General features: G+C 72.3%; 18 protein-coding genes and 1 pseudogene. 7 read left to right on the top strand and 12 right to left on the bottom strand.

Features of this window, described 5'->3' with window-relative positions; translation table 11 throughout:
* Window position 1: 1 nt before the first annotated feature.
* A complete protein-coding gene (gene metK / locus ACFWWU_RS10780; RefSeq protein ID WP_384142121.1) occupies window positions 2–1,225 on the bottom strand; it encodes a methionine adenosyltransferase in 1,224 nt (407 codons plus the stop codon).
* 314 nt (window positions 1,226–1,539) lie between these two features.
* Between metK and ACFWWU_RS10775 the strand changes: the two genes are divergently transcribed.
* Window positions 1,540–3,924: a beta-N-acetylglucosaminidase domain-containing protein gene (locus ACFWWU_RS10775; RefSeq protein WP_384142118.1), complete on the top strand. Its 2,385-nt coding sequence runs from the start codon at window positions 1,540–1,542 to the stop codon at window positions 3,922–3,924.
* 116 nt (window positions 3,925–4,040) lie between these two features.
* Here the strand turns inward: ACFWWU_RS10775 and ACFWWU_RS10770 are convergent, their stop codons facing one another.
* Window positions 4,041–5,093, bottom strand: coding sequence for an NAD(P)-dependent alcohol dehydrogenase (locus ACFWWU_RS10770; RefSeq protein ID WP_384142115.1), 1,053 nt, complete (start codon window positions 5,091–5,093; stop codon window positions 4,041–4,043).
* A gap of 129 nt (window positions 5,094–5,222) precedes the next feature.
* Between ACFWWU_RS10770 and ACFWWU_RS10765 the strand changes: the two genes are divergently transcribed.
* A complete protein-coding gene (locus ACFWWU_RS10765) occupies window positions 5,223–6,089 on the top strand; it encodes a helix-turn-helix domain-containing protein (protein WP_384142112.1) in 867 nt (288 codons plus the stop codon).
* An 86-nt stretch (window positions 6,090–6,175) separates the two neighbouring features.
* Here the strand turns inward: ACFWWU_RS10765 and ACFWWU_RS10760 are convergent, their stop codons facing one another.
* The gene (locus ACFWWU_RS10760; protein ID WP_384142109.1) at window positions 6,176–7,447 is read right to left on the bottom strand and encodes an Ig-like domain-containing protein; all 1,272 of its coding nucleotides are present in this window, start codon (window positions 7,445–7,447) and stop codon (window positions 6,176–6,178) included.
* A 212-nt stretch (window positions 7,448–7,659) separates the two neighbouring features.
* Window positions 7,660–8,013 (bottom strand): hypothetical protein, encoded by a 354-nt coding sequence (locus ACFWWU_RS10755; protein ID WP_384142105.1) that lies wholly within the window; start codon window positions 8,011–8,013, stop codon window positions 7,660–7,662.
* Between the two features lie 111 nt (window positions 8,014–8,124).
* Here ACFWWU_RS10755 and ACFWWU_RS10750 point away from each other — a divergent pair, with 111 nt between their 5' ends.
* A complete protein-coding gene (locus ACFWWU_RS10750) occupies window positions 8,125–8,400 on the top strand; it encodes a hypothetical protein (protein ID WP_384142102.1) in 276 nt (91 codons plus the stop codon).
* Window positions 8,401–8,487: 87 nt separating this feature from the next.
* Here ACFWWU_RS10750 and hutH read toward each other — a convergent pair whose 3' ends face one another.
* Window positions 8,488–10,029: a histidine ammonia-lyase gene (gene hutH, locus ACFWWU_RS10745; RefSeq protein WP_384142871.1), complete on the bottom strand. Its 1,542-nt coding sequence runs from the start codon at window positions 10,027–10,029 to the stop codon at window positions 8,488–8,490.
* A 1,753-nt stretch (window positions 10,030–11,782) separates the two neighbouring features.
* Between hutH and ACFWWU_RS10740 the strand changes: the two genes are divergently transcribed.
* A complete protein-coding gene (locus ACFWWU_RS10740) occupies window positions 11,783–12,730 on the top strand; it encodes a hypothetical protein (protein ID WP_384142099.1) in 948 nt (315 codons plus the stop codon).
* Window positions 12,731–12,872: 142 nt separating this feature from the next.
* Here ACFWWU_RS10740 and ACFWWU_RS10735 read toward each other — a convergent pair whose 3' ends face one another.
* Entirely contained in the window at window positions 12,873–14,102 is a 1,230-nt protein-coding gene (locus ACFWWU_RS10735; protein ID WP_384142096.1) for a serine hydrolase domain-containing protein, read from the bottom strand.
* Between the two features lie 50 nt (window positions 14,103–14,152).
* Window positions 14,153–15,049 carry an alpha/beta hydrolase gene (locus tag ACFWWU_RS10730; protein ID WP_384142093.1) on the bottom strand — a complete coding sequence of 299 codons (897 nt, stop codon included), beginning with the start codon at window positions 15,047–15,049 and terminating at the stop codon, window positions 14,153–14,155.
* 118 nt (window positions 15,050–15,167) lie between these two features.
* Between ACFWWU_RS10730 and ACFWWU_RS10725 the strand changes: the two genes are divergently transcribed.
* Entirely contained in the window at window positions 15,168–16,202 is a 1,035-nt protein-coding gene (locus tag ACFWWU_RS10725; protein WP_384142090.1) for a PucR family transcriptional regulator, read from the top strand.
* A 13-nt stretch (window positions 16,203–16,215) separates the two neighbouring features.
* Here ACFWWU_RS10725 and ACFWWU_RS10720 read toward each other — a convergent pair whose 3' ends face one another.
* The 5 genes and pseudogenes from ACFWWU_RS10720 to ACFWWU_RS10700 all read right to left on the bottom strand — a co-directional run bounded on the left by ACFWWU_RS10720 (window position 16,216) and on the right by ACFWWU_RS10700 (window position 21,254).
* The gene (locus ACFWWU_RS10720; RefSeq protein WP_384142087.1) at window positions 16,216–16,806 is read right to left on the bottom strand and encodes a hypothetical protein; all 591 of its coding nucleotides are present in this window, start codon (window positions 16,804–16,806) and stop codon (window positions 16,216–16,218) included.
* A gap of 202 nt (window positions 16,807–17,008) precedes the next feature.
* Window positions 17,009–18,118: pseudogene (locus tag ACFWWU_RS10715) on the bottom strand (diguanylate cyclase domain-containing protein); the annotation flags it as partial.
* A 102-nt stretch (window positions 18,119–18,220) separates the two neighbouring features.
* On the bottom strand, window positions 18,221–19,015 hold the full coding sequence (locus ACFWWU_RS10710; RefSeq protein ID WP_384142084.1) for an enoyl-CoA hydratase/isomerase family protein: 795 nt from the start codon (window positions 19,013–19,015) through the stop codon (window positions 18,221–18,223).
* Window positions 19,016–19,081: 66 nt separating this feature from the next.
* Complete coding sequence (locus ACFWWU_RS10705) at window positions 19,082–20,245, bottom strand: adenylate/guanylate cyclase domain-containing protein (protein WP_384142081.1); 1,164 nt, start codon at window positions 20,243–20,245, stop codon at window positions 19,082–19,084.
* 157 nt (window positions 20,246–20,402) lie between these two features.
* On the bottom strand, window positions 20,403–21,254 hold the full coding sequence (locus ACFWWU_RS10700) for a biotin--[acetyl-CoA-carboxylase] ligase (protein WP_384142078.1): 852 nt from the start codon (window positions 21,252–21,254) through the stop codon (window positions 20,403–20,405).
* A gap of 134 nt (window positions 21,255–21,388) precedes the next feature.
* On the opposite strand from ACFWWU_RS10700, the gene ACFWWU_RS10695 reads away from it, so the two are divergent.
* Together ACFWWU_RS10695 and ACFWWU_RS10690 are read left to right on the top strand one after the other, a co-directional pair.
* Window positions 21,389–22,981 (top strand): acyl-CoA carboxylase subunit beta, encoded by a 1,593-nt coding sequence (locus ACFWWU_RS10695; RefSeq protein ID WP_384142076.1) that lies wholly within the window; start codon window positions 21,389–21,391, stop codon window positions 22,979–22,981.
* Window positions 22,982–23,009: 28 nt separating this feature from the next.
* Window positions 23,010–23,222, top strand: a complete 213-nt coding sequence (locus tag ACFWWU_RS10690) for an acyl-CoA carboxylase subunit epsilon (protein ID WP_384142072.1) — start codon at window positions 23,010–23,012, stop codon at window positions 23,220–23,222.
* Window positions 23,223–23,290 lie beyond the last annotated feature (68 nt).

Raw genomic sequence — 23,290 nt, 5'->3', positions numbered from 1 at the left:
GTCAGACCCCTGCGGCCTTCTTCAGGGCGTCCACGCGGTCCGTGCGCTCCCAGGTGAAGTCCGGCAGCTCGCGGCCGAAGTGGCCGTAGGCGGCGGTCTGGGAGTAGATGGGGCGGAGGAGGTCGAGGTCGCGGATGATCGCGGCCGGGCGGAGGTCGAAGACCTCGCCGATGGCGTTCTCGATCTTCTCGGTGTCGACGGTGTTCGTGCCGAAGGTCTCGACGAAGAGGCCGACGGGCTCGGCCTTGCCGATCGCGTAGGCGACCTGGACCTCGCAGCGCGAGGCGAGGCCCGCGGCGACGACGTTCTTCGCGACCCAGCGCATCGCGTACGCGGCCGACCGGTCGACCTTCGACGGGTCCTTGCCGGAGAAGGCGCCGCCGCCGTGCCGGGCCATGCCGCCGTACGTGTCGATGATGATCTTGCGGCCGGTGAGGCCGGCGTCGCCCATCGGGCCACCGATCTCGAAACGCCCGGTCGGGTTCACCAGCAGCCGGTAGCCGTCGGTGTCGAGCTTGATGCCGTCCTCGACGAGCTGCGCGAGCACGTGCTCCACGACGAACTTCCGTACGTCGGGGGCGAGCAGCCCCTCCAGGTCGATGTCGGAGGCGTGCTGCGAGGACACCACGACCGTGTCGAGGCGGACCGCCCGGTCGCCGTCGTACTCGATGGTGACCTGGGTCTTGCCGTCGGGACGCAGGTACGGCACGGTGCCGTTCTTGCGGACCTCGGTGAGGCGGCGCGAGAGACGGTGCGCGAGGTGGATCGGCAGCGGCATCAGCTCGGGCGTCTCGTCCGAGGCGTAGCCGAACATCAGACCCTGGTCGCCGGCACCCTGCTTGTCCAGCTCGTCCTCGTCGTCCCTCTGGGAGGCACCCTCGACCCGCTTCTCGTACGCGGTGTCCACACCCTGCGCGATGTCCGGGGACTGCGACCCGATGGACACCGACACGCCGCACGAGGCGCCGTCGAAGCCCTTCTTCGAGGAGTCGTAACCGATCTCCAGGATCTTGCTCCGGACCAGGGCGGGGATGTCCGCCCACGCCTTGGTGGTCACCTCACCGGCGACGTGCACCAGGCCGGTGGTGATCAGCGTCTCGACGGCGACGCGCGAGGTGGGGTCCTCTCGCAGCAGTGCGTCGAGGATGGTGTCGCTGATCTGGTCAGCGATCTTGTCCGGGTGACCCTCGGTGACGGACTCCGAGGTGAACAGACGACGGGACACAATGCTCCCTGGGGTTGCAGCGGCTGCTGACTACACATGACGGACCGGAAGCGGACCGGCCGGCAGACGGCCGAACCGGATCACATTGAAACTGTCCCGCTCCGGACACCGCCAGTGATCCTGCCCCCTGAAAAGACCCGTGAATCCCCCTGCCCCACCCCCTATTGGTGCGCGCGGAGCGGAAACCGCGGGGCGACGCGACCACCCCCCCTACGTAGGGGCGTTGACGCCCCACCCTGTGGCTGATGAGGTCCCTGTGCTCCTGACCGACCCCCGCGGCCCCGGCCGCGCGCGACCCGTGGAGAGCGCCCCACATGCCCGACACCCGCACCACCGGCGAACCCGGCCGCACCCTGCCCCGGATCGCCACCGCCGCCGCGCTGGCCCTGGCCATCGGACTGCCCATGGCCCACCCGGCGGGCGCGGAACCGGCCGATCCGGCCCCGGCCCCGGCCCCCTCCTCGGGCACCGCCGTCACGCCCACCCCGCAGCAGCTCGCCCACCGCACCGACGCCGTCACCGTCACCTCCACCGTGACGCTGGTGACCGACCCGCGGACCGACCCGGCCGCCCTCGCGGTGGTCGAGAAGGCCCTGCGCGACGCGGGCGCCCGCACCCTCCAGCGCGCGACCGCCCCCGTCCGCGGCCAACTGACCGTCCACATCGGCGGACCACGGGAGAACCCCGCCACGGCCGGGGCCCTTTCCGCCCTCGGCGTCCCCGGCCCGGCCGGCCTGCCCGCCGACGGCTACGTCCTCGCCGCGGGCCGCGCGGCCGACGGCACGGAGCGGATCGCGCTCTCCGGCGTGGACGCCCGGGGCACGTACTACGCGGCCCAGTCCCTGCGCCAACTCCTGCCGCGCACCGCCCTGTCCGGGGCCCGCCTCCGGGGCGTGACCGTGCGGGACTGGCCGGCCGCCCCGGCGCGCGGCGTGGTCGAGGGCTTCTACGACACGCCGTGGACCCATGCCACCCGCCTCGACCAGCTCGACTACTACGGCGAGCACAAGCTCGACACCTACATCTACTCGCCGAAGGACGACCCGTACCTCCGGGCCAAGTGGCGCGAGCCCTACCCGGCCGCCGAGGTGACCCGGATCCGGGAGCTGTCCGACCGGGCCCGCGCACGGCACGTCGACTTCACCTACGCCGTCTCCCCCGGACTCTCCGTCTGCTACAGCGCGCCCGAGGAGGCCCAGGCGCTGATCGCCAAGCTGGAGAGCGTCTGGGACATCGGCGTCCGCTCGTTCTCCGTACCGCTGGACGACATCAGCTACACCACCTGGAACTGCGAGGCCGACAAGGAGCGGTTCGGCACGGGCGGCGGCGCCGCCGGCGAGGCCCAGGCCGTGTTCCTGAACCGGGTGAACGACGGCCTGCGCGCCGCCCATCCGGACGCCGCCCCGCTCCAGACGGTGCCGACGGAGTACTACGACCTCGAAGCGACGCCGTACAAGAAGGCGCTCGAGACGAAGCTGGCGCCCGGCGTGCTCGTCCAGTGGACCGGCACCGCGGGCATCGCCCCGGCCATCACCCGCGCCCAGGCGGCCGAGGCCAAGCGGCTCCTCGGCCACGACGTCCTGCTCTGGGACAACTTCCCGGTCAACGACTACGTCCCCGGCCGGCTGATGCTCGGCCCGCTGGAGGGCCGCGAGAAGGGCCTCCCCCAGGACCTCGCCGGCTACACCGCGAACCCGATGCCGCAGGCCGACGCCTCCAAGATCGGCCTGTTCACGGTCGCCGAGTACCTCTGGAACGACCGCGCCTACGACCCGAACACCGCCTGGACCGCCGCGCTCGCGGAGCGGGCGGGCGGCGACCGGCGCGTCCGGCAGGCGCTACGGACCTTCGCCGACGGCAGCTTCTTCTCCCGGATGACCGGCCGCCAGTCCCCCGAACTCGCCGCCGCCATCGCCCGCTTCCGGCACGCGGCGCCCGCCGACCGCCCCGCCGCCGCGGCCGTACTGGACGCCAAGCTCGCCGTCTTCGAGGGCGCCCCTGCCGTCCTCCGCGCCGACCTGCCCGACCGGCGCTTCGTCGAGCAGACCGGCCCCTGGCTGAACGCCGCGGAGGCCTGGGGCGCGGCGGCCCGCACCGCGCTCGCGCTGACCGGCGCCGTCCGCGACGGCGACACCGGTGAGGCCGCGCGGCTCCGCGCGCTGCTCCCCGGCCAGGTCGCGCACGCCCAGTCCTTCACGTACACCCACCTGTACGGGCTGAAGATCCCGGTGATCGTCGCGGACGGTGTCCTCGACGCCTTCGTCCTCGACGCCATCGCCGAGCACGACGTCTCCCTCGGCGTCACCCCCCGCCCCAAGGGCATCACCAACCTCGAAGCGGACCAGGAGAACCTGATCCCGCGCGCCGCCGACGGGGACGACGCCACGCACTTCCGCGGCCTCTGGGACCCCAAGCCCGGCGCCTGGGTCGGCCTCGACCTGCGGGCCGAGCGGGAGATCGGCACGGTGACGCTGGCGCTCGGCGCATCCGACCGGCCGCAGGGCCACCCCCGCCGCGGCGTGGTGGAACACTCCCTCGACGGCACGGCCTGGCAGCCGCTCGGCGAGCTGTCGGGCGGCCCCGACACCGTGCTCACGGCCCCGGCCGGGACGAGGGCGCGGTACGTCAGGCTGCGGACCACCGAGGCGCAGACCGGCCTGGAGACGTGGCTGACGGTGCGGGAGATCCGCGTCGGCTGACACGGGCACGCGGGTACGCCGAAGGGCCGGGGCGGCGGCACGCCCCGGCCCTCTCGTACATCAGTGAGTTCGTCAGTGAGTTCGTCAGCGAGTACGTCAGCGAGCTCTTGCCGCGATCAGATCGTCGACGCGTCGATGACGAAGCGGTAGCGGACGTCGCTCGCGAGGACCCGCTCGTACGCCTCGTTGATCCGCTCGGCGCCGATCACCTCGATCTCGGCGCCCAGGCCGTGCGCGGCGCAGAAGTCGAGCATCTCCTGCGTCTCGGCGATGCCGCCGATCATCGAACCGGCGAGGGTCTTGCGGCCGCCGATGAGGGAGAAGAGGTTGAGCGCGACGGGCTCCTCGGGCGCGCCGACGTTGACCAGGGCGCCGTCCGTCTTCACCAGGCTCAGGTAGGCGCCGAAGTCCAGCGGTGCGGAGACGGTGGAGATGATCAGGTCGAAGGTGCCGGCGAGCTTCGTGAAGGTCTCGGGGTCGCTCGTCGCGTAGTAGTGGTCGGCGCCCAGCTTGAGGCCGTCCTCCTGCTTCTTCAGTGACTGGCTGAGCACGGTCACCTCGGCGCCGAGCGCGTGGGCGATCTTGACGCCCATGTGACCGAGGCCGCCGAGGCCGACGATCGCGACCTTCTTGCCGGGGCCGGCCTGCCAGTGGGCGAGCGGCGAGTAGAGGGTGATGCCCGCGCAGAGCAGCGGCGCGGCCTCGTCGAGGGCGAGACCCTCGGGGATGCGCAGGGTGTAGTTCTCGTCGACGACGATGTGGGTGGAGTAGCCGCCGTAGGTCGGCTCGCCGTTCTTGTCGAGGGCGTTGTACGTGCCGGTCCCGCCCTGCGTGCAGTACTGCTCCAGGCCCTGCTTGCAGTAGTCGCACTCACGGCAGGAGTCGACGAAGCAGCCGACGCCGACCCGGTCGCCGACCCGGTGCTTCGTGACGCCCGAGCCGACCTCCGCGACGATGCCGGCGATCTCGTGGCCGGGGACCATCGGGAAGATGCCCTCGCCCCAGCCGTCGCGCGCCTGGTGGATGTCGGAGTGGCAGATGCCGGCGTACGCGATCTCGATGAGGACGTCGTGCTCGCCGACGGGGCGGCGCGGCACGGTGGTGCGCTCCAGCGGAGCGTTGGCGGCGGGTGCGGCGTAGGCGGGGACGGTGGTGCCGTTCGTGGTCATGGCGACCAGCCTGCCGGAACCCGCGGCACGTACCCAGGCCTCTGTCCTGCCTATGTCCAGCGTGCCTACCACTGGCAGGGACAGGAACACCCGTCCGCCCGGTCGCCCGACCTGGGATAATCGGGACGCATGGACCTCAGTGCCGAACTCAGCGAATTCCTGCGCTCGCGCCGGGCCCGGCTGAAGCCGGAGGACGTGGGGCTGCCGGAGTTCGGGCGCCACCGCCGGGTACCGGGGCTGCGCCGGGAGGAGCTCGCGCAGCTGGCCGGCGTCTCGGTCGCGTACTACACGCGTCTCGAACAGGGCAACGGCCGCAACGTGTCGATGGAGGTCCTGGACTCGATCGCGCGGGCGCTGCGGCTGAGCGACACGGAGCGGGCGCATCTGACGCATCTGGCGAAGCCGACGGTGAAGAAGCGGCAGCGGGCGGCGATCGCGCGTCCGCAGCGGGTCCGCCCGGGGCTCGGCCGGCTCCTCGACTCGATGGACGGGGTGCCCGCTCTCCTCCTGGGCCGCCGCCTCGACATCCTGGCCTGGAACCGGATGGCGCGGGCGCTGATGGGCGATTTCGCGACCTGGGAGCCGGAGGAGCGGAACCTGGCCCGGATGATCTTCCGCGATCCGAACGCGCGCGATCTGTACATCGACTGGGAGTGCAAGGCGGTCGAGGTCGTGAGCACGCTGCGGCTGTACGCGGGCTGCTACCCGGACGATCCGCTGCTGCTCGCGCTGGTGGGCGAGCTGTCGGTGAAGAGCGAGGAGTTCCGCTCGCTGTGGGCGGCGCACACGGTGGCCGACAAGGGGCACGGCACGAAGCGGCTGCGGCATCCGCTGGTGGGCGAGATGACCCTGTCGTACGAGTCGATGAAGGTGGCGGGCGACGATCCGGACCTGGTGCTCGTGACCTACCACGCGGAGCCGGGGACGGCCTCGGCGGACGCGCTGCGGCTGCTCGCGCAGTGGGGCGTGGACGAGCCCGCCGACGTACGGGAGTGAACGACGAGGCCCCCGACGTACGGGAGTGAACGACGAGGCCCCCTCCACCGGGAGGGGGCCTCGTCCGCGTACGCGTGCCGGGGGGATCAGGCCTCCGAGCCGGCCTTCCAGTCGGCCCAGCTCATGTTCCAGCCGTTGAGGCCGTTATCGGGGGCGATCGTCTTGTCCTTGGAGTTCTTGACGATCACGACGTCACCGACGATCGAGTGGTCGAAGAGCCAGGCGGCCTGCTGGTTCGGGTCGCCGGCGCCCTTGGCGTCGTTGAGGCCGACGCAGCCGTGGCTGGTGTTGGCCGAGCCGAAGATCGAGTCCGGTCCCCAGTAGTTGCCGTGGATGAACGTGCCCGACGTGGACAGGCGCATGGCGTGCGGCACGTCCTTGATGTCGTACTCGCCCTTGCCGTCGTCGTCGGTGAAGCCGACCGTGGCGCCGTTCATCCGGGTCTCCTTGAACTTCTCGGAGATCACCATCTGACCGTTGTAGGTCGGGTTCTCCGGGGAACCGGCGGAGATCGGGATGGTCTTGATCGTCTTGCCGTCCTGGGTGACCGTCATCGTCTTGGTGGCGACGTCGACGGTGGAGACCTGGTTGCGGCCGATCTTGAAGGTGACGGTCTTCTGCTGGACGCCGAAGACGCCGTCGGCGCCCTCGACGCCGTCGAGGTCCAGCTTCAGCGTGACGGTCGAGCCCTCGGTCCAGTACTTGTCCGGGCGGAAGTCGATGCGCTGGGAGTTGAACCAGTGCCCGACGACCTCCTGGCCGGAGCTGGAGGTGACGGTGATGCCGCCCTGGACGGCCGCCTTGTCGGTGATCGCCTTGTTGAAGGTGATCGAGACGGGCATGCCGACGCCGACGGTCGAGCCGTCCTCGGGGGTGAAGTTCCCGATGAAGCTGTTCGCCTTCGAGACCGTCGTGAAGGACGAGTTCTCGTGGGCCTCCAGGCCCTCCGCGTCCGTGGCGGTGGCGGCGATCTTGTAGACCGTGGCCCGCTCCAGCTGCTCGCTCGGCTTCCAGCTCAGTCCGTCGGCCGCTATCTCGCCCTTGACCTTGGTGCCCTCGGCGGACGTCATGATGACGTCGGTGAGCTTGCCCTCGGTGACGGTGACCTTGGCGTCGTTGTTGATGGACGCGTTCTGCGTACCGATCTTGGGAGCGATGACGATCTGCGCCTTGGAGGTCTTGGCCGCCTCCGCGGCCTCGTCGACCTGGGACTGTGACGGTGGCGTCGGGGAGCCGGCGGCGCTGCCGCCCTGGTCGCCGTCGTTGCACGCCGAGAGCACCAATACGCCGCCGAGCACCGCGGCCGCGACCGCCAGGCTCTTGCGGCGCTTGCCGTCCGTCATCACACGCATCTCCATCGTCGCCGAGTCCTGCCAACGCTTGCTTCGCTGCTTACCTAAATACCCATGACACCCCGTCCGGTTCCGGAACCGGACGGTTTGTGGGGAACACCACTGTTCGACACGCACGGGTGGTGCGTCCGGTTCCCGCGGGCATGCGAAAGGCCCCGGGACGGTGTCCCGAGGCCTGTGAACTGGTCGCTTTCCGGCCTTACGGCTGGTGCGCGCCCCTAACCCCGGTCGTCGTCCCCGTCTTCCTCGTCTTCCGCGTCCCCATCTTCCTCTCCGAGGTCCCACTCCAGGGCATCGGGGTCGTACACGACCTCCTCGGTGCTCCAGGAGGCCTGGACCATATCGATCCCGGGGATGTCGCGGATCAGTTCGAAGGGCTCGATGAGGTAGGCGAGGGCCTCGGCGCTGTCCTCGCGGGCGGCGGCGCGGGCCTGGACGCGCTCCTCCTCCGGCATGAACTCGTCGCTGTCGATCCGGCCCTCCGCGGCCTCGGTCAGCTCGGCGGGACCGTCGATCTCCAGGACCACATCGACCCGAAGCCGTACATAACGTGCTGTCTCAGAAGTACTCATGAGTCGGAGCGTAGGGGGCGGCGGGCTCCCGGCTTTCCCGCGACCCGCTGTGTTCATTAGCATCGGCGTACCGACCGATGCGCGGTTTCCGCAAGGGGGATCGAAATTTCCGTGTCCGCCGCCCGACGCCCACTCCTGACCGCCACCGCGGCGGGAACACTGCTGTGCGCCCTGTGGTTCGTACCGTCCGCCAACGCCACCGCCGAACAGGGCGGCGTACGGGTCGGGATCGGCATCGTCCAGGACGACCCCGCCGCGGGCGACGCCCGCCTCGCGGAGACGGGACGCCTGGACACGACGCCGTACCTGCTCGGCGGGACCGGCTTCCTGGGGGTCGGCGCGGGTTTCGTGGCGCTGGCGATGAAACGGCGGGGCAGGGCTTCCTAGCGAGGTGTCCCGCCCCCGGACATGACGGAGGGCCCGCCCCGGAATCCCCGGGGCGGGCCCTTCGCACTGCTCTCGATCCGCTCTCGACTACGCCAGCGGCCCGGTGACGGGCTCCACGGCGGCGACGAGCCTGCCCGCACTCACGAAGGCGTCGGCGGCAGCCAGGTCGGGCGCGAGGAACCGGTCCGGGCCGGGCCCCGCGACACCGGCCGCGCGCAGCGCGTCGATGGCGGCGCGGGAGGCGGGCGCCGGGGTGAGACCCTCGCGGAGCTCGATGCCCCGGGTCGCGGCGTACAGCTCGACCGCGATGATCCGGTTGAGGTTGCCGATCGCCGTGCGCAGCTTGCGGGCGGCGGACCAGCCCATGGAGACGTGGTCCTCCTGCATCGCGGAGGACGGGATGGAGTCGGCGGAGGCCGGGACGGCGAGCCGCTTCATCTCGCTGACCAGCGCGGCCTGCGTGTACTGGGCGATCATCAGGCCCGAGTCGACGCCGGCGTCCTCGGCGAGGAAGGGCGGCAGGCCGTGCGAGCGGTTCTTGTCGAGGAGCCGGTCGGTGCGGCGCTCGGCGATCGAGCCGAGGTCGGCGGCGGCGATCGCGAGGAAGTCGAGGACGTACGCCACGGGGGCGCCGTGGAAGTTGCCGTTGGAGCGGACCTGGCCGTCCGCCAGGACCACCGGGTTGTCGACGGCGGCGGCGAGCTCGCGCTCGGCGACGAGCCGGGCGTGGGCCATGGTGTCGCGGCCGGCACCGGCGACCTGCGGGGCGCAGCGCACCGAGTAGGCGTCCTGGACGCGGGGGGCCTCGCCCGCCTGGGCGTGGCCGGTGAGGCCGGAGCCCTTGAGGACGGCCAGCATGTTGGCGGCGGCGGCGGCCTGGCCGGGGTGCGGGCGGATGGCGTGCAGCTCGGGTTCGAGGACCTTCTCGGTGCCGAGGAGGGCTTCGAGGGAGAGCGCGGCGGTGATGTCGGCCGACTTGTAGAGCGTGTCGAGGTCGGCGAGGGCCATGATCAGCATGCCGAGCATGCCGTCGGTGCCGTTGAGGAGGGCGAGGCCCTCCTTCTCCTTGAGTTCGACGGGCGCGATGCCGTGCGCGGCGAGCAGCTCGCCGGCGGGCTTCAGGACACCTTCGGGGCCTTCCGCGTCCCCTTCGCCCATCAGGGCGAGGGCGCAGTGGGAGAGCGGGGCGAGGTCGCCGGAGCAGCCGAGGGAGCCGTACTCGTGGACGACGGGGGTGATCCCGGCGTTGAGGACGTCGGCCATGGTCTGCGCGACCTGGGGGCGGACGCCGGTGTGACCGGAGGCGACGGTCTTCAGCCGGAGGAACATCAGCGCGCGGACGACCTCGCGCTCGACGCGCGGGCCCATGCCGGCGGCGTGCGAGCGGACGATGTTGCGCTGGAGCTGGGCGCGGAGCTCGTGGCTGATGTGCCGGGTGGCGAGCGCGCCGAAGCCGGTGGAGACGCCGTAGACGGGTTCGGGCTTGGCGGCGAGCGCGTCGATCACGTCCCGGGCGGCGGCGAGGGCGCGCACGGCCTCGGTCGACAGCTCGACGCGGGCGCCGTGGCGGGCGACGTCGATGACGTCCTGCGGGGTCGTGCCGGACGTGCCGAGGACGACTGTCTGCATATCCATATTCAGCACCCTACGGATTGAAGACCGACCTGTCACTAGGTGATTTTGTCACCGGCTCGACACGGGACGACCCCTTACCGGGTGACGACCGTCGGGCCGGTGATCACCGGCGGGCTTCCAGTCTGCCGCCCAGAGCCGCCAACGGCGCAGGATGCGACGCCGGCGGGGGCGGCACTCGGGTCGGTGTGCGGCGAGGCCCACGGCCGCGGGCGCGGGAGGCGCCCCCGCCGACATCCGTCAGGAGCGGGCAGTCACCGCCTCAGGGACACCGCCGACCTCCCCGCGAACGGCCTCTACCGGGACGTGACGCGCGCACCCGGTGGCGACATCCACCGGTACGGGCTCGGGGTCGTCAGCCTCAGCGACGCCAAGCGGCTCACCGCACGCCTCCGCACCGCCCGGCCCACCCCGTGATGAAGTACCGCGTCGGCGACGTCGTGACCGACGCGCAGCGGTGCGTCCCAGCGGATACCTCTGGGAAGCGGCGGTCGAACATTGCTGGTCGGCAAGCCCCGAGGAACGCGCGAGCCTGACCCCGCGCGGGGCCGTGCGCATCATCAGCACCTCACCCGCGCGGCCCTCTTCCTGATCACGGTCGCCGGGGGAGGCTCTGGGGGTGGGCCTGCTTCGTGGGCTTCTGGTGGGGCCGCCCTCTTTCCGAGAGTGGCACCTTCCGCCGCCGCGTCAAGGGCGCCTTCGGCGTCGCTGCGCGATGGCCTGCGGCCACCCTTGACCCGGCGGCTCCAGGAGCGAAAGACCTCTCGGAGGGCGGCCGGGGGCGTGGCCACGCGGGGGCCCGGGCATCGCTCAGGCCGCGTAAGCGCCTGGCAGGCCGGTGGGGTGGGACTTGGCTAGCGGCGGGGGTGGGTGGGTCCGCTGGGGTGGGTTCGGGGTGCGCGGTCGTTGAATGGGGCAGTCGGGCTCGGCTTAGCGAGTCCCGGCCGGTGAGCAGTTGGGATTCAGGCCCCGCTGGTCTGTCCCGGTGGGTGATAGGGGCCCGGGGGGCGGTCGCGGCCGGTGGGTCCTTGGCTGGACGGGGTGGGGGGGCGGGCTGGCGGCGAGACGCGAGACATTCGTGCACTTTCTCCGCCCGATAAGAGTGATGTGCCCTCTTTGGGGGTTATTCCGGGGGCTGTTACTCGGAGTTACTGCGGGTTAGTCACCTCTCCACCCACCGGGAGTGAGTGACCAGCCGGGCCTGAATCCCGGCCGACCACCGACCGTCCGCCGCTTAGCCAAGCCCGGCTGCCCCATTCCACGGCCGCGCACCCCGAACCGGCCGAACAGACCCACCGGCCCCGGCCACTAACCCAGCCCCCACCCACCGGCCTCTCACCCGCTTACGCGGCCGAAGCGATGCCCGGGCCCCTGGCGTGACCCCGGCCCCCGGACCGCCCTCCGAGAGTTTTTGCGCGGCTTCCGTCGCCGGGTCAAGGGTGGCCGCAGGCCATCGCGCAGCGACGCCGAAGGCGCCCTTGACGCGGTGGCGGAAGGTGCCACTCTCGGAAAGAGGGCGGTCCCACCAGAAGCCCACGAAGCAGGCCCGCCCCCAGAGCCTCGCCCCGCCCCGAGCGCCCTCGTAGCGAGCAAGTGTGCGGATCGGCAGCCCACTTCACTCGTACGGGCGGTCTTCACTCTGCGTGTCGTTGCGGGCATATGCCGTGCGGTACGTTCGCAACAAAACGGCCCCCGTCGACGGCTGGAACCATCGACGAGGGCCTGAACCACTAGTGGAAAGCACTCCACCGTGATCTACCGCAACTTTATCGCGCCCTCGCGCGACTTCACCCAGCTCACCAACGCGATCATCCGCCATCCGCGCCTCAATTCCGACGCGACGCGCATTCTCAACTGGCAGCTTTCCCTCCCCCCGCACTCCCACCAGACCCTCTCCGAGACCGCCAAGCACGCCCGGATCGGGGCCTGTTCGTTCAACCAGGCGAAGCGGCAGCTCAAGGACGAGGGCTACGTCCACGAGCGGCGCGTGCAGGGGGAAGGGGGCCTCTGGGCCACCCAGCAGCTCGTCTCCAGCGAACCCCTGCGGGCCGAAGAGGCCGCCAAGATCTTCGGCAGCCTCCCCTTCCGCGCCGGGATCGAGCGGGTGTTTCCGCAGGTGGCTCCGGGTGCCGTGGTCCCGGCCGTCGGGCATCCGGTGAGTCCGCCGGCCGACGGTCATCCAGAGAAAGATCCTTGGGAAGACACCTCCATCCTTCCCCCCGAGCCCGAACCCGCGCCGGAGCCCGAACCCGAGCCGGAGCCGGAGCCCGTCGATGAGTCCGATGACGCCCAACTCGACGAAGCCCGCGCCCTCGTCGGCTCCCTCCCCCTCCTCTCCCCCGTCCTCCGGCACATCCCGCCCGGCATGCGCGACGAGCTCACACGGCTCACCGCCCGCTGGCTCGCCGCCGGGCACACCTCCACCGACGTCCACGAACACGTCCTGCGCGGCCTGCCCGGCGCCGGGACGCCCGTACACCGGCCCGGCGGCCTGGTGAGATACCTACTGCGCCACGTACCGCCCCTGCGCGCGACCCCGCCGGCCGGACCGCCCCGCCTCTCCCCACGGCTCGAAGGCGCGCAGGAGTGCGCGGGCAGACACACCCAGCCCATGCTGTTCCGGCCCGTCATCGAGGGTCAGACCCTGTGCCCGGAGTGCGCGGGTGCCCGGCAAGGCGCCGCGTCTCAGGGCTCCTGAGGCGGGCCCTCCGGCGGGGGCAGGCCCCCCTCACCGGCGTCTCCCTGTCGGGAGCAATGCTCCACAGCGCCAAGCCGGCCGGCGCGGACCTGTGTGGCAGCGACCTGGGCGCACTGGACCCGCTCACCGTCGGGGTGCGGGACTACGGGGCGAGCCCCGCGGCCTCACCCCCGCACAGCGCCTGCCCGTACAGCGTCGACAGTGCGCCGTCGATGGGGTGGGGCTGCGGGACCCCGGAGGAGTCCGGCTCGTTCCACCTCTGGAGGTTGACCGCGACGGACATCTGACGCTTGCCGTCGGCCCGGATCAGGGAGATCGTCCCGGCGCCCCAGACCGAGCCGTCGTGGCCCCAGAACGTGCCGCAGTCCTTGGTGACCTTGTGCAGGCCGAGCCCGTACTCGATCATCGATCCGTCCAGGGCGCGGACCGGGACCGTGCGCTGCATCTGCGCCAGCGACGACCGGCTGACGATCCTGCCGCCCAGCAGCTCGGCGTAGAAGCGGTTGAGATCCTCCGTGGTCGAGACGAGCGCGGCCCCCGTGCCCGTCCACGACATGTCGTAGACGCTGTAGTCGCGCGGCGGGTCGATCAGGCCGTAGAAGGCCTCGTACATCCGCGAGTGCGGTCCCTTGATGCGCGTGCCGGACGGGAAGCCGGTGTGCCGGAGGCCGGCGCGCTCGATGACGTTCCGGGTGATGTACTCCTCCGCCGGGGTGCCGGTCACCTCCTCCAGGAGCCGGCCGAGGAGCAGCCAGTTGGTGTTCGAGTACACCCCCGGGAGGGCCCCGGGCTCACCGGCGGGCGGTGCCGCGAGCCCCATTTCGATCAGCTCCTCCGGGCGGAACTTCCTGAACCGGTTGTCGTCGAGGCTCTCGGTCGAGACGTCCGGGAGGGAAGGGAACCCCGCGAGCGAGGGGAACGCGTAGGGGAGGTAGTCGGGGATGCCGCTGGTGTTGTCGAGCAGCATCCGGACCGTGATCCGCATGCCGCGCTCCCCCGGCACCAGCCGTGGGAGATAGCTGCCGATCGGCGCGTCGAGCCGGATCCGGCCCTGCTCGACCTGCTGCATGACGGCGGCGGCGGTGAAGGTCTTGGTGATGCTGCCGACGCGCTGCCGCATGTCCGCCGTGACGGGGCGGCCGGTCCTGACGTCGGCGACGCCCGAAGCGCCGCGCCAGGTCCGGCCGTTGTCGCGCACCTCGGCGAACACCCCGGGGACGCCGGCGCGGTGGACGTCGTTGAGGGCGGACTTCAGCGCCACACGATCGAGGCCGGGGGCGGGGGCGGGACCGGGGGCGGGAACCGCCGCCACCGTGCCCGTACAAGCGACCAGCGCGGCCACGGTCCCGCACAACACCGTTCGGAGCTTCATGACATGTGTCCTTTCACTGTCCATCGATGAGTGGTGTCGACGCCCACGGCTCACTCGGCCAGCCCGCGGCGCAGGGCCGCCCCGAGTTCGGCGATCTGCCGCTGCGAGACCTCGGCGGAGAGGATCGCCTGCGATCCGTGGAAGGTGCCGGGCCACTGGTGGAGTTCGACCGGCACACGGGCTCGCATCAGACGCAGCGCGTGGGCGATGCCCTCGTCGCGGTTCGGACAGAACTCCGCGGTGGCGATGTACGCCGGCGGCAGGCCGGACAGATCGTCGGCGCGGGCGGGCGCGGCGTACGGGCCGGCCGGCCGGCCCCCCAGGTAGTGCCGCCACGACGCGGCGACCGTGGCGCTGTTGATCCAGGGCGTGTCGGTGAAGTGCACCGACGACCACGTCTCCTGACGGTCGTCGAGGCTCGGCTGGTTGAGCAGTTGGAACCGGATCGCGGGCCCCCGCTCGTCCCGCGCCCGCAGGGCCAGCGCGGCCGCGAGGTTCGCCCCGGCGCTGTGACCGCCGACCGCGATCCGCGCCGGGTCGGTGCCGAGTTCGTCCGCGTGCCCGGCCGCCCAGGCGAGTACGGCGTAGGCGTCGTCCAGGGCCGCCGGGAACGGGTCCTCGGGCGCCAGGCGGTACCCCACCGAGATGACCACCGCCCCGGAGAGGTCGGCGACCCGGGCGGCCCACGGATGCTCTGTGTCGAGGTCGCCGAAGACCCCGCCGCCGCCGTGCAGCCAGACGACGGCGCCCTGCGCCCGGTGCGGGCGGTAGACCCGTACCGGCACGTCCGGTTCGGCGGGCACCGTGTGGTCCTCGACGTCCATGCGCGAGGTGTCCGGGGCGGGCGCGGCGGCGGCGCGGGCGGCGAAGTCCGCGCGCCCCGCGACCGGGTCGCTCATGTCCATGACCGGGAGGAACGGGAGGAACGGTTCGAGTTCGGGATCCATGACGACCATCCTGGGCGGCGCCCCCCGGGGAGGTCATCCGACGTCCGTCGCGCATCCCGCCCAGAAGTCGCGCCGATCGGCGGGCACTTCCCCTGCCACCCCCGCCTATCCTTCCGGCATGGAGGCATTGGCCGTACGGCTGTCGGGACTGGATCCGCACGTCGGCGGCGCGATCCGCATCATCGCGTTCTACGACACGCTGATGCGCCGGCGCGTGGATCTGGCGGCGCTCGCCCGGGCCTCCGCGGGCCTGGCCGAGTGCGCGGCCGGGATCCGGCTCCACGGCACGGGCCAGGTGATCCGTCTCGCGCCCGATGGCAGGCCGCCGGCCGGCCCGCCGGAGCCCGCGTCCTCCACGACGCCGATCACCCTCGACGAGGAGGAGATCGGCACGGTGTGGCTGGAACGCCACGGTCCCCCGAACCCGCTCGACGACGTGCTCCTCGACCGGCTGGCCATCGCCGCCGCCGGGGTCGTCGAGCGCCACGGCCCGGCGCGCACCACCATGGCCGATCCCGCACTCGTCGAACTGGTCATCGGCTCCGACACGGACGAGGCGGCCAGAGCCCGGGCGTTACGGCTCCTGGGGTTCGCCGCCGACGTGCCGGTCCACGTCGTCGCCGTCCGCACGCGGCTCCCGCTCGACCGGCTCGGCGGCCTGCTCTGCCCGGCCCGCCCGGTGAAGGCGGCACCGCTCGCCGACGTGGGCGTCATCCTGGCCACGGCCCTCGACCCGTCCCGGCTTCCGGCGGACGTCCGCGCGGGCATCGGCGACGCGGGAAGCCCCGACCGGTCCTGGCGGCAGGCCCGCACCGCCCTCCGCTTCACCACCGCACGCGAACCCGTCGTCCGCTACCCGGACCTGGGCGCGCTGGCCCTCCTGGCCGAGGTCCCCCCGGGTATCGCGCGGGACAACGCCGACGTGGCCGCCGTCGCCCGGCTCGCCGGCAGCCCGGAGGATCTGGAGACCCTGGACACCTACTGCGCCACCGGCTCCCTGCGCAGGGCCGCCGACCTCCTCCACCTGCACCACAGCAGCATCGCCCGCCGGCTCGAACAGATCTCGAAGACCCTGGGCATCGACGTCACCGGCCCCACGGGCCTGACCCGGGCCAGGCTCGCCCTCACCGCGTGGCGGCTGCTCGGCGACTGAGCGGACGGGGGACCTACCGGCCGCCGCCACCGCCGCCGCCGCAGGACACGCGCAGTGCCGTGAGGGCCTCCCAGGCCGCTCCGTCGGCGAACGACCGCTCCGGGGCGCTCCGGCCCGGGGCGAACAGGGCGTAGTGCCGGGCGAGGTAGGAGAGGTCGCCCCACGGCTCGCGCTCATGCGCGCGGGCGAGCGTCCGGCCGCACCGGGTGCAGACGATCCAGGGGACGACGAGAAGCGCGCCGGCCCCGTCGGAGGGACCGGAAGGACCGGCAGAACCGGCGGAACCGGCAGGACCGGGCAGCGGGAGACCGTCGGCGGGGTCCACGAGCCTCAGCGCGTCGTCGCCCCGGCGGCCACCCTCGGCGTACGGGAGTCGCCCGAGGCCGGGCTCGACCGCCTCCCGTACGCCCCACTCCTCGGCCGTCACGGCGATCTCGGCCCGCGTGGTGCCGCCGATCGGCACCCGGTGCTCCAGGAGGGCCGCGACCAGCAGGCCGAGCCCGGCCTCCTGCTCGCCGATGTCCCAGCAGTCCCTGAACTCCCGCGCCTCGGCGGGCGGCAGGAGCGCGGCGAACCCGTGCCAGCGGGCGACGTCGTCGATCACCCGGCCGAGGCTACCGCCCGCCGGGGCGTACCGGTCAGGGCTCCTGCGGCGGGCTCTCCGGCAGCGCATCCGACAGCTCATCCGACTGCGGCTCGGACACCGAACCAGGCACGGGATCCGGCACCGAACCCGGCGCTGGATCCGGCACCGAACCCGGCGCTGGATCCGGCAGCGGCGAGCTCTCCGGCAGCGGCTGCTCCACCGGTGGCGCGTCCCGGAAGCGGCGGCGGTCGCGGGCGCCGGGCGGGGCGTCGGCGAGGCGGATGACCGTGCCGTCCCGGCCCGCCACGACCGGCTTCGCCGAGCGCGCGGCCTTCGCCTGGTACTGGGCGGCGTCCGCGAGCCGGAAGAGGCGGCGCGCCGACCTGAGCGGCCCGATGGGGTCGCCCGTGGACGCCACCCCGCAGGCCACGCCCTCGCCGAGTTCCAGCTCCGCCGCCCGTACGCAGAGCTCCTCGGCGACGGCGACCACCTCGTCCGCCGTCGGGCCGACCGTGAGGAGGCAGAACTCGTCGCCGCCGAGGCGGGCCGCGAGTGCCCCGGGGAGCCGGGCCCCGCAGCGGGAGAGCACGGAGCCGAAGCGTTCGAGAAGCCGGTCGCCGACGGCGTGGCCGTGGGTGTCGTTGACCCGCTTGAGGCCGTTGAGGTCGCAGACCAGCAGGCTCACGACGGAGCCGTCGACCCGGTAGCGCTCGATGGCCTCGTCCAGGCGGGTGTCGACGGCCCGGCGGTTGGCGAGCCCGGTGAGCGGATCGGTGAAGGCCAGCTTGCGGACCTCCTCCAGGCGTTCGGCCTGGGCGATGCCGGCCGCGACGACCGCCGCGAGGACGGTCGCGAAGTCGGCGTCCTCGCGGGTGAAAGGTTTCGCCTCGGGCGGGCGGGCGACGTACAGCTCGCCCCAGGCCCGCCCGTGCAGCACGATCGGGGCGACCACGCAGCAGCCCCGTCCGCGCTTGCGCAGACCCGTCACGCGGCCGGTCGGGACCCGGTCGCCGGCGGTCTCCACCCAGGCGTCCGGCTCGCCGCCGCCCGCCCATTGCTCGTGCAGGAACTCGGTGATCTCGGGGAACTGGTGCACCGGATACGTCTCCGAGTCCGGGAACTCCTCCTCGCCCACGGCCCGCTCCCCGGCGTTGACCAGGACCTTCAGCCGGCCGAGGTCCCGCTCCCAGACGGAGAGGGCCGCGAAGGTCCCGTCGAGCCCGTCGCAGGACCCGAGCGCCGCCGCCCGCCAGAACTCGCGTGGAGTGTGCGCCGCCGCCATCCCCTGCGCCAGCGCCACTACGGCCCGCAGCCGCACATCCTCACCCATTCCTCCAGCTTAGGGAGTATTAGTCCGTTTTCCCTCGCGAGACGTCACGGAAAGTGACATGAAGTGAAAATCCGGACGACCGACTCCCCGCGGTCCGCTCGCTCACTCCCCCGGCCACTCCGGCTTCCGCTTCTCGTTGAAGGCCGCCACGCCCTCCGCCCGGTCCCCCGAGAACGCCACCGAACGCCACGCCGCGTCCTCGACCTCCAGGCCCGCCCGCAGGTCCAGGCCCTGACCGAGCCGCATGGCCTTCTTGGCGGCGCGCAGCCCCACCGGCGAGTTGGCCGCGATCCGCCCGGCCAGCTCCAGGGCGGCCGTCCGCGCGTCCTCCCCCAGGAGGTCGACGAGCCCCAGCTCACGGGCCTCCGCCGCCTCCACGCGGCGGGCCGTGAAGACCAGCTCGGCGGCGCGCGCGGCGCCCACCCGGCGCGGGAGCAGCTGCGTACCGCCGCCGCCGGGGATGACGCCCACGGAGACCTCGGGGAGGCCGACGACGGCGGTCGCGTCGGCCACGATCACGTCGCAGGCGAGCGCCAGCTCGAAGCCGCCGCCGAGGGCGAAACCGTGCACGGCGGCGACGGTCGGCATCGGCAGTTCGAGGACGCCGGTGTAGGCGGCGCGGGCGGTCGGGCGCTGACGGACGAGCTCGGCGTCGGTGAAGGAGTTGCGCTCCTTGAGGTCGGCGCCGACGCAGAAGGCCCGGTCGTTCGAGGAGGTGAGGACGGTGACGCGGACGGAGGCGTCGGCGGCGAGCGCCGCGCAGGCCGCGCCGAGGGAGCGGGCCATCTCGGAGGAGACCGCGTTCATCGCCTTGGGCCGGTCGAGGACGAGCTCGGCGACATGCCCGCTCCCGTCCTTCCGGACCACCACGAACTCACCAAAACGCTGCTCGGACATGTGCCGCACACCCTCCCGACGGACCCGGGCCCGTTAACGACGGTTAACGGGCGTTCACCCGAGATCCTAGGTGGGGCGGCGGGTCAGGAGCCAGGGCTCCACGACGCCGAGGCCGCGCACCGGCCGCTGCCACATCGGCTGGAGCGCGAAGCGGTACGTGGCGGGCTTCCGGCCCTCCTTCTCCGCGAGGGCCGCCTCCTCGGCCGCCTCCGTCTCCGAGACGGGCGCGTCCCCGGTCCTGGACAGCTCCGCCGCGAGCGCGCCGTCGACGAGCACGGCGTCCTTGGGAGCTATCGAGGTGAGGCGGCTGGCGAGGTTCACGGTCGTGCCGAAGACGTCGCCCATGCGGGTCGTCACCGTGCCGAAGGCGATGCCGACGCGCAGGGCGGGCATGGTCTCGTCGTGGCCGAGGGTCTCGATGAGCCGGAGCGCGATCTCGGCGGCCGTGCCGGGGTCGTCGGCGCAGTAGAGCACCTCGTCGCCGAGGGTCTTGATGAGCCGGCCGCCGTGTGCGGCGACGAGGTCGGCGCAGGTGGTCTCGAAGGCCTCGACGAGTTCGCCGAGCTCCTCCTCCTCCAGGCGGCGGGTGAGCCGGGTGAAGCCGACGAGGTCCGCGAAGCCGACCGCGAGCCGCCGGTCGACCATCTCCTCGTCGTCGGCGGCCTGCACGACCCGGCCGGTGGCGGCGGCGAGCTGCCTCCGCCACACGTAGATCAGGAACTCCTCCAGCTCGGGCAGGAGCAGCTCGACGAGGGGATACGTCACCTCGGTGCGGGTCATACCGGGCTCGGGGGGCTCGGTGAGGCCCTCCAGGAAGGAGTCGATCTGCCACTCGGCGAGCCGGGCGGTGGTCTGTCCGGTGGAACGGGCGACCTGTACGGCCATGGGCTCGCTGAGCAGCCCGGCCTCGACGAGACCGGCGAGGCGACGCAGCGCGAGGACGTCGGCCTCGGTGAGCGCCTTGGCCTGGCCGATGTCGGCGAAGCCCATCGCGCGCCAGAAGCGGGAGGCGAGCTCCATGGAGACACCGGCGGTGCGGGCGGCCTGGAACGGGGTGTAGCGGCGGTCGGCGCCGAGGATCAGCTGTTCCAGCCGGATCGCGAGGGGGTCGTCGCTCGGCTCGGCCGTGTGGTCGACCTCGTGATGGGGCGTGGGGTACGTGGGCGGTTCGGGTGCGGGGTACGCGGGTGGCTCGGATTCGCCGCCCGCGTTCGCGTCGTCGACGGTCACCGGCCGCCTCCTGCCCGTTCCCTGCCCACTTGTCCTGCCGATCTGTCGCCTGGATCGCGCTCCACGATACGGCAGGTGTGGAATGGCTCACGCCTGAACGGCGAGCCATTCCGTCCCGTGAACCGATGTCCGGCCCGTCGCCGCCCTTCCCGCGCCGTCAGGCGGGTGTCCGCAGGTGGACGATGTCGCCCGCGCCGACGGCCTCCGTGCCGCCGCCTTCCGTGGCGACGACGAGGCGCCCGTCGCCGTCCAGGGCGACCGCCTCGCCCTCCAGCATCCGCTCGCCGGGCAGGTCGGCCCGCACGCGGCGGCCGAGGGTCGCGCAGCCGGCCGCGTAGGCCGCCTGGAGGCCCGAGACCTGGGGGTCGCCGTCGGCCCGCACCCAGTCCCCGTACCACTGGGCGAGGGAGCGCAGGACGGCCCGCAGGAGGGTGTCGCGGTCGGTGGAGACGGCGTCGGCGAGGAGGAGGGAGCCGGCCCCCGGGACGGGCAGCTCCTCTTCACGGAGCGTGACGTTGATGCCGAGGCCGACGACGATGGCGTCCTCGCCGGCGCGCTCGGCGAGGATGCCGCCGGCCTTGCGCTCCTCGCCTCCGACGGAAACCAGCAGGTCGTTCGGCCACTTGAGGGACATGTCGGTCCCGGCGGACTTCGCGAGGCCCGTCGCGGCGGCCACCCCGGTGAGCAGCGGGAGCCAGCCCCACCGGTGCACCGGCACGTCCGGCTTGAGGAGCACGGAGAGGAAGAGCCCGGACCGGGCGGGCGCCGTCCAGCTGCGGTCGAGGCGCCCGCGCCCCGAGGTCTGCTCCTCGGCGACGAGCACCGCGCCCTCGGGCAGCTCGTCGGCGCGGGCGGCGAGGTCGCTGTTGGTGGAGCCGGTGGTGGTGACCACGTCGAGCGAGGTCCACAGACCGCCGGGCTGCACGAGCGCGCGACGCAGGGCGGGGGCGTTCAGCGGGGGTCGGTCGAGGTCGGACCAGGGCCGTCCTGAACCGTGAGAGGTCGTCATGCAAGCCAGACTAGGTGTGGCAAACACCGCAGTGCCGAACCGTATCGGCGTCGATACGCTACGGGTCAGTAGCTCAGCAGTAGCCCATTCGTAGTCAACGAACCCCCCGTGACCAGGCAGGGAGCCGTATCCCGATGTCCGAGCCGGCAGAGCAGCACGAGATCGACATTCACACGACCGCAGGCAAGATCGCGGACCTCAAGCGCCGTATCGACGAGGCCACGCACGCCGGCTCGGAGCGCGCGGTGGAGAAGCAGCACGCGAAGGGCAAGCTGACCGCGCGCGAACGGATCGCCCTGCTCCTCGACGAAGGGTCGTTCGTCGAGCTGGACGAGCTGGCCCGGCACCGGTCGACCAACTTCGGTCTGGAGAAGAACCGTCCGTACGGAGACGGTGTCGTCACCGGCTTCGGCACGGTCGACGGGCGCCCGGTGGCCGTGTTCTCGCAGGACTTCACCGTCTTCGGCGGTGCGCTCGGCGAGACGTACGGCCAGAAGATCATCAAGGTGATGGACTTCGCGCTGAAGACGGGCTGCCCGGTCATCGGCATCAACGACTCCGGTGGCGCCCGCATCCAGGAGGGTGTGAGCGCGCTCGGCATGTACGGCGAGATCTTCCGCCGCAACACCCACGCGTCCGGGGTGATCCCGCAGATCTCCCTGGTCGTCGGCCCGTGCGCGGGCGGCGCGGTGTACTCCCCCGCGATCACCGACTTCACGGTGATGGTGGACCAGACCTCGCACATGTTCATCACGGGCCCCGACGTCATCAAGACGGTGACGGGCGAGGACGTGGGCTTCGAGGAGCTGGGCGGTGCCCGGACGCACAACGCGACCTCGGGCGTGGCCCACCACATGGCGGGGGACGAGAAGGACGCCATCGAGTACGTGAAGTCCCTGCTGTCCTACCTGCCGTCGAACAACCTCTCGGAGGCACCGGCCTTCCCCGAGGTCGCCGACACGGAGGTGACGGACGAGGACCGCGAGCTCGACACGCTGATCCCGGACTCGGCCAACCAGCCGTACGACATGCACAAGGTCATCGAGCACGTCCTCGACGACGGCGAGTTCCTGGAGACGCAGGCGCTGTTCGCGCCGAACATCCTGACCGGCTTCGGCCGCGTCGAGGGCTTCCCCGTCGGTGTCGTCGCCAACCAGCCGATGCAGTTCGCCGGCTGCCTCGACATCAACGCCTCGGAGAAGGCCGCGCGGTTCGTCCGGACGTGCGACGCCTTCAACATCCCGGTGCTGACGTTCGTCGACGTGCCCGGCTTCCTGCCGGGTGTGGACCAGGAGTACGGCGGCATCATTCGGCGCGGCGCGAAGCTGATCTACGCGTACGCGGAGGCCACGGTCCCGCTGATCACGGTCATCACGCGGAAGGCCTTCGGCGGCGCGTACGACGTCATGGGCTCCAAGCACCTGGGCGCCGACCTGAACCTGGCGTGGCCGACCGCGCAGATCGCGGTCATGGGCGCGCAGGGCGCGGTGAACATCCTGCACCGCCGCACCATCGCAGCCGCCGAGGACCAGGAAACCGAGCGGGCGCGGCTCATGCAGGAGTACGAGGACGCCCTGCTCAACCCGTACACGGCGGCCGAGCGCGGCTACATCGACGGCGTGGTCATGCCGTCGGACACGCGCCCGCAGGTCGTGAAGGGGCTGCGCCAGCTGCGGACGAAGCGTGAGTCCCTTCCCCCGAAGAAGCACGGCAACATCCCCCTGTAGGCCGCGTACGAGCGCTGAAGGAGCCGTTGTGATCAAGGTCGTACGAGGAAACCCGACGCCCGAGGAGCTGGCCGCCGCACTGGCGGTGGTCCAGGCCCGGGCCGCGGCCACGGCGGCGGCGTCCGCCGAGGGCGGCGGCCCGGCGATACCGGAGGGCTGGTCGGATCCGTCCCGGATCGCGCGGACGGTACGTCACCGGCCGGGCCCGCGGGCCTGGGCCAGGTCGTACTGGCCCGTGTAGCAGTCGTCGCCCCGTGGCGAAAGGCCGGACCCCGTGTGCGGGGGGTCCGGCCTTTCGTGTGCCGCCAT

It is taken from the genome of Streptomyces sp. NPDC058650 (genome assembly GCF_042717315.1).
Classification (GTDB): Bacteria; Actinomycetota; Actinomycetes; order Streptomycetales; family Streptomycetaceae; genus Streptomyces.
Note: the sequence above shows the minus strand (reverse complement) of the source record. Positions and strands in the feature narration are given on the sequence as shown.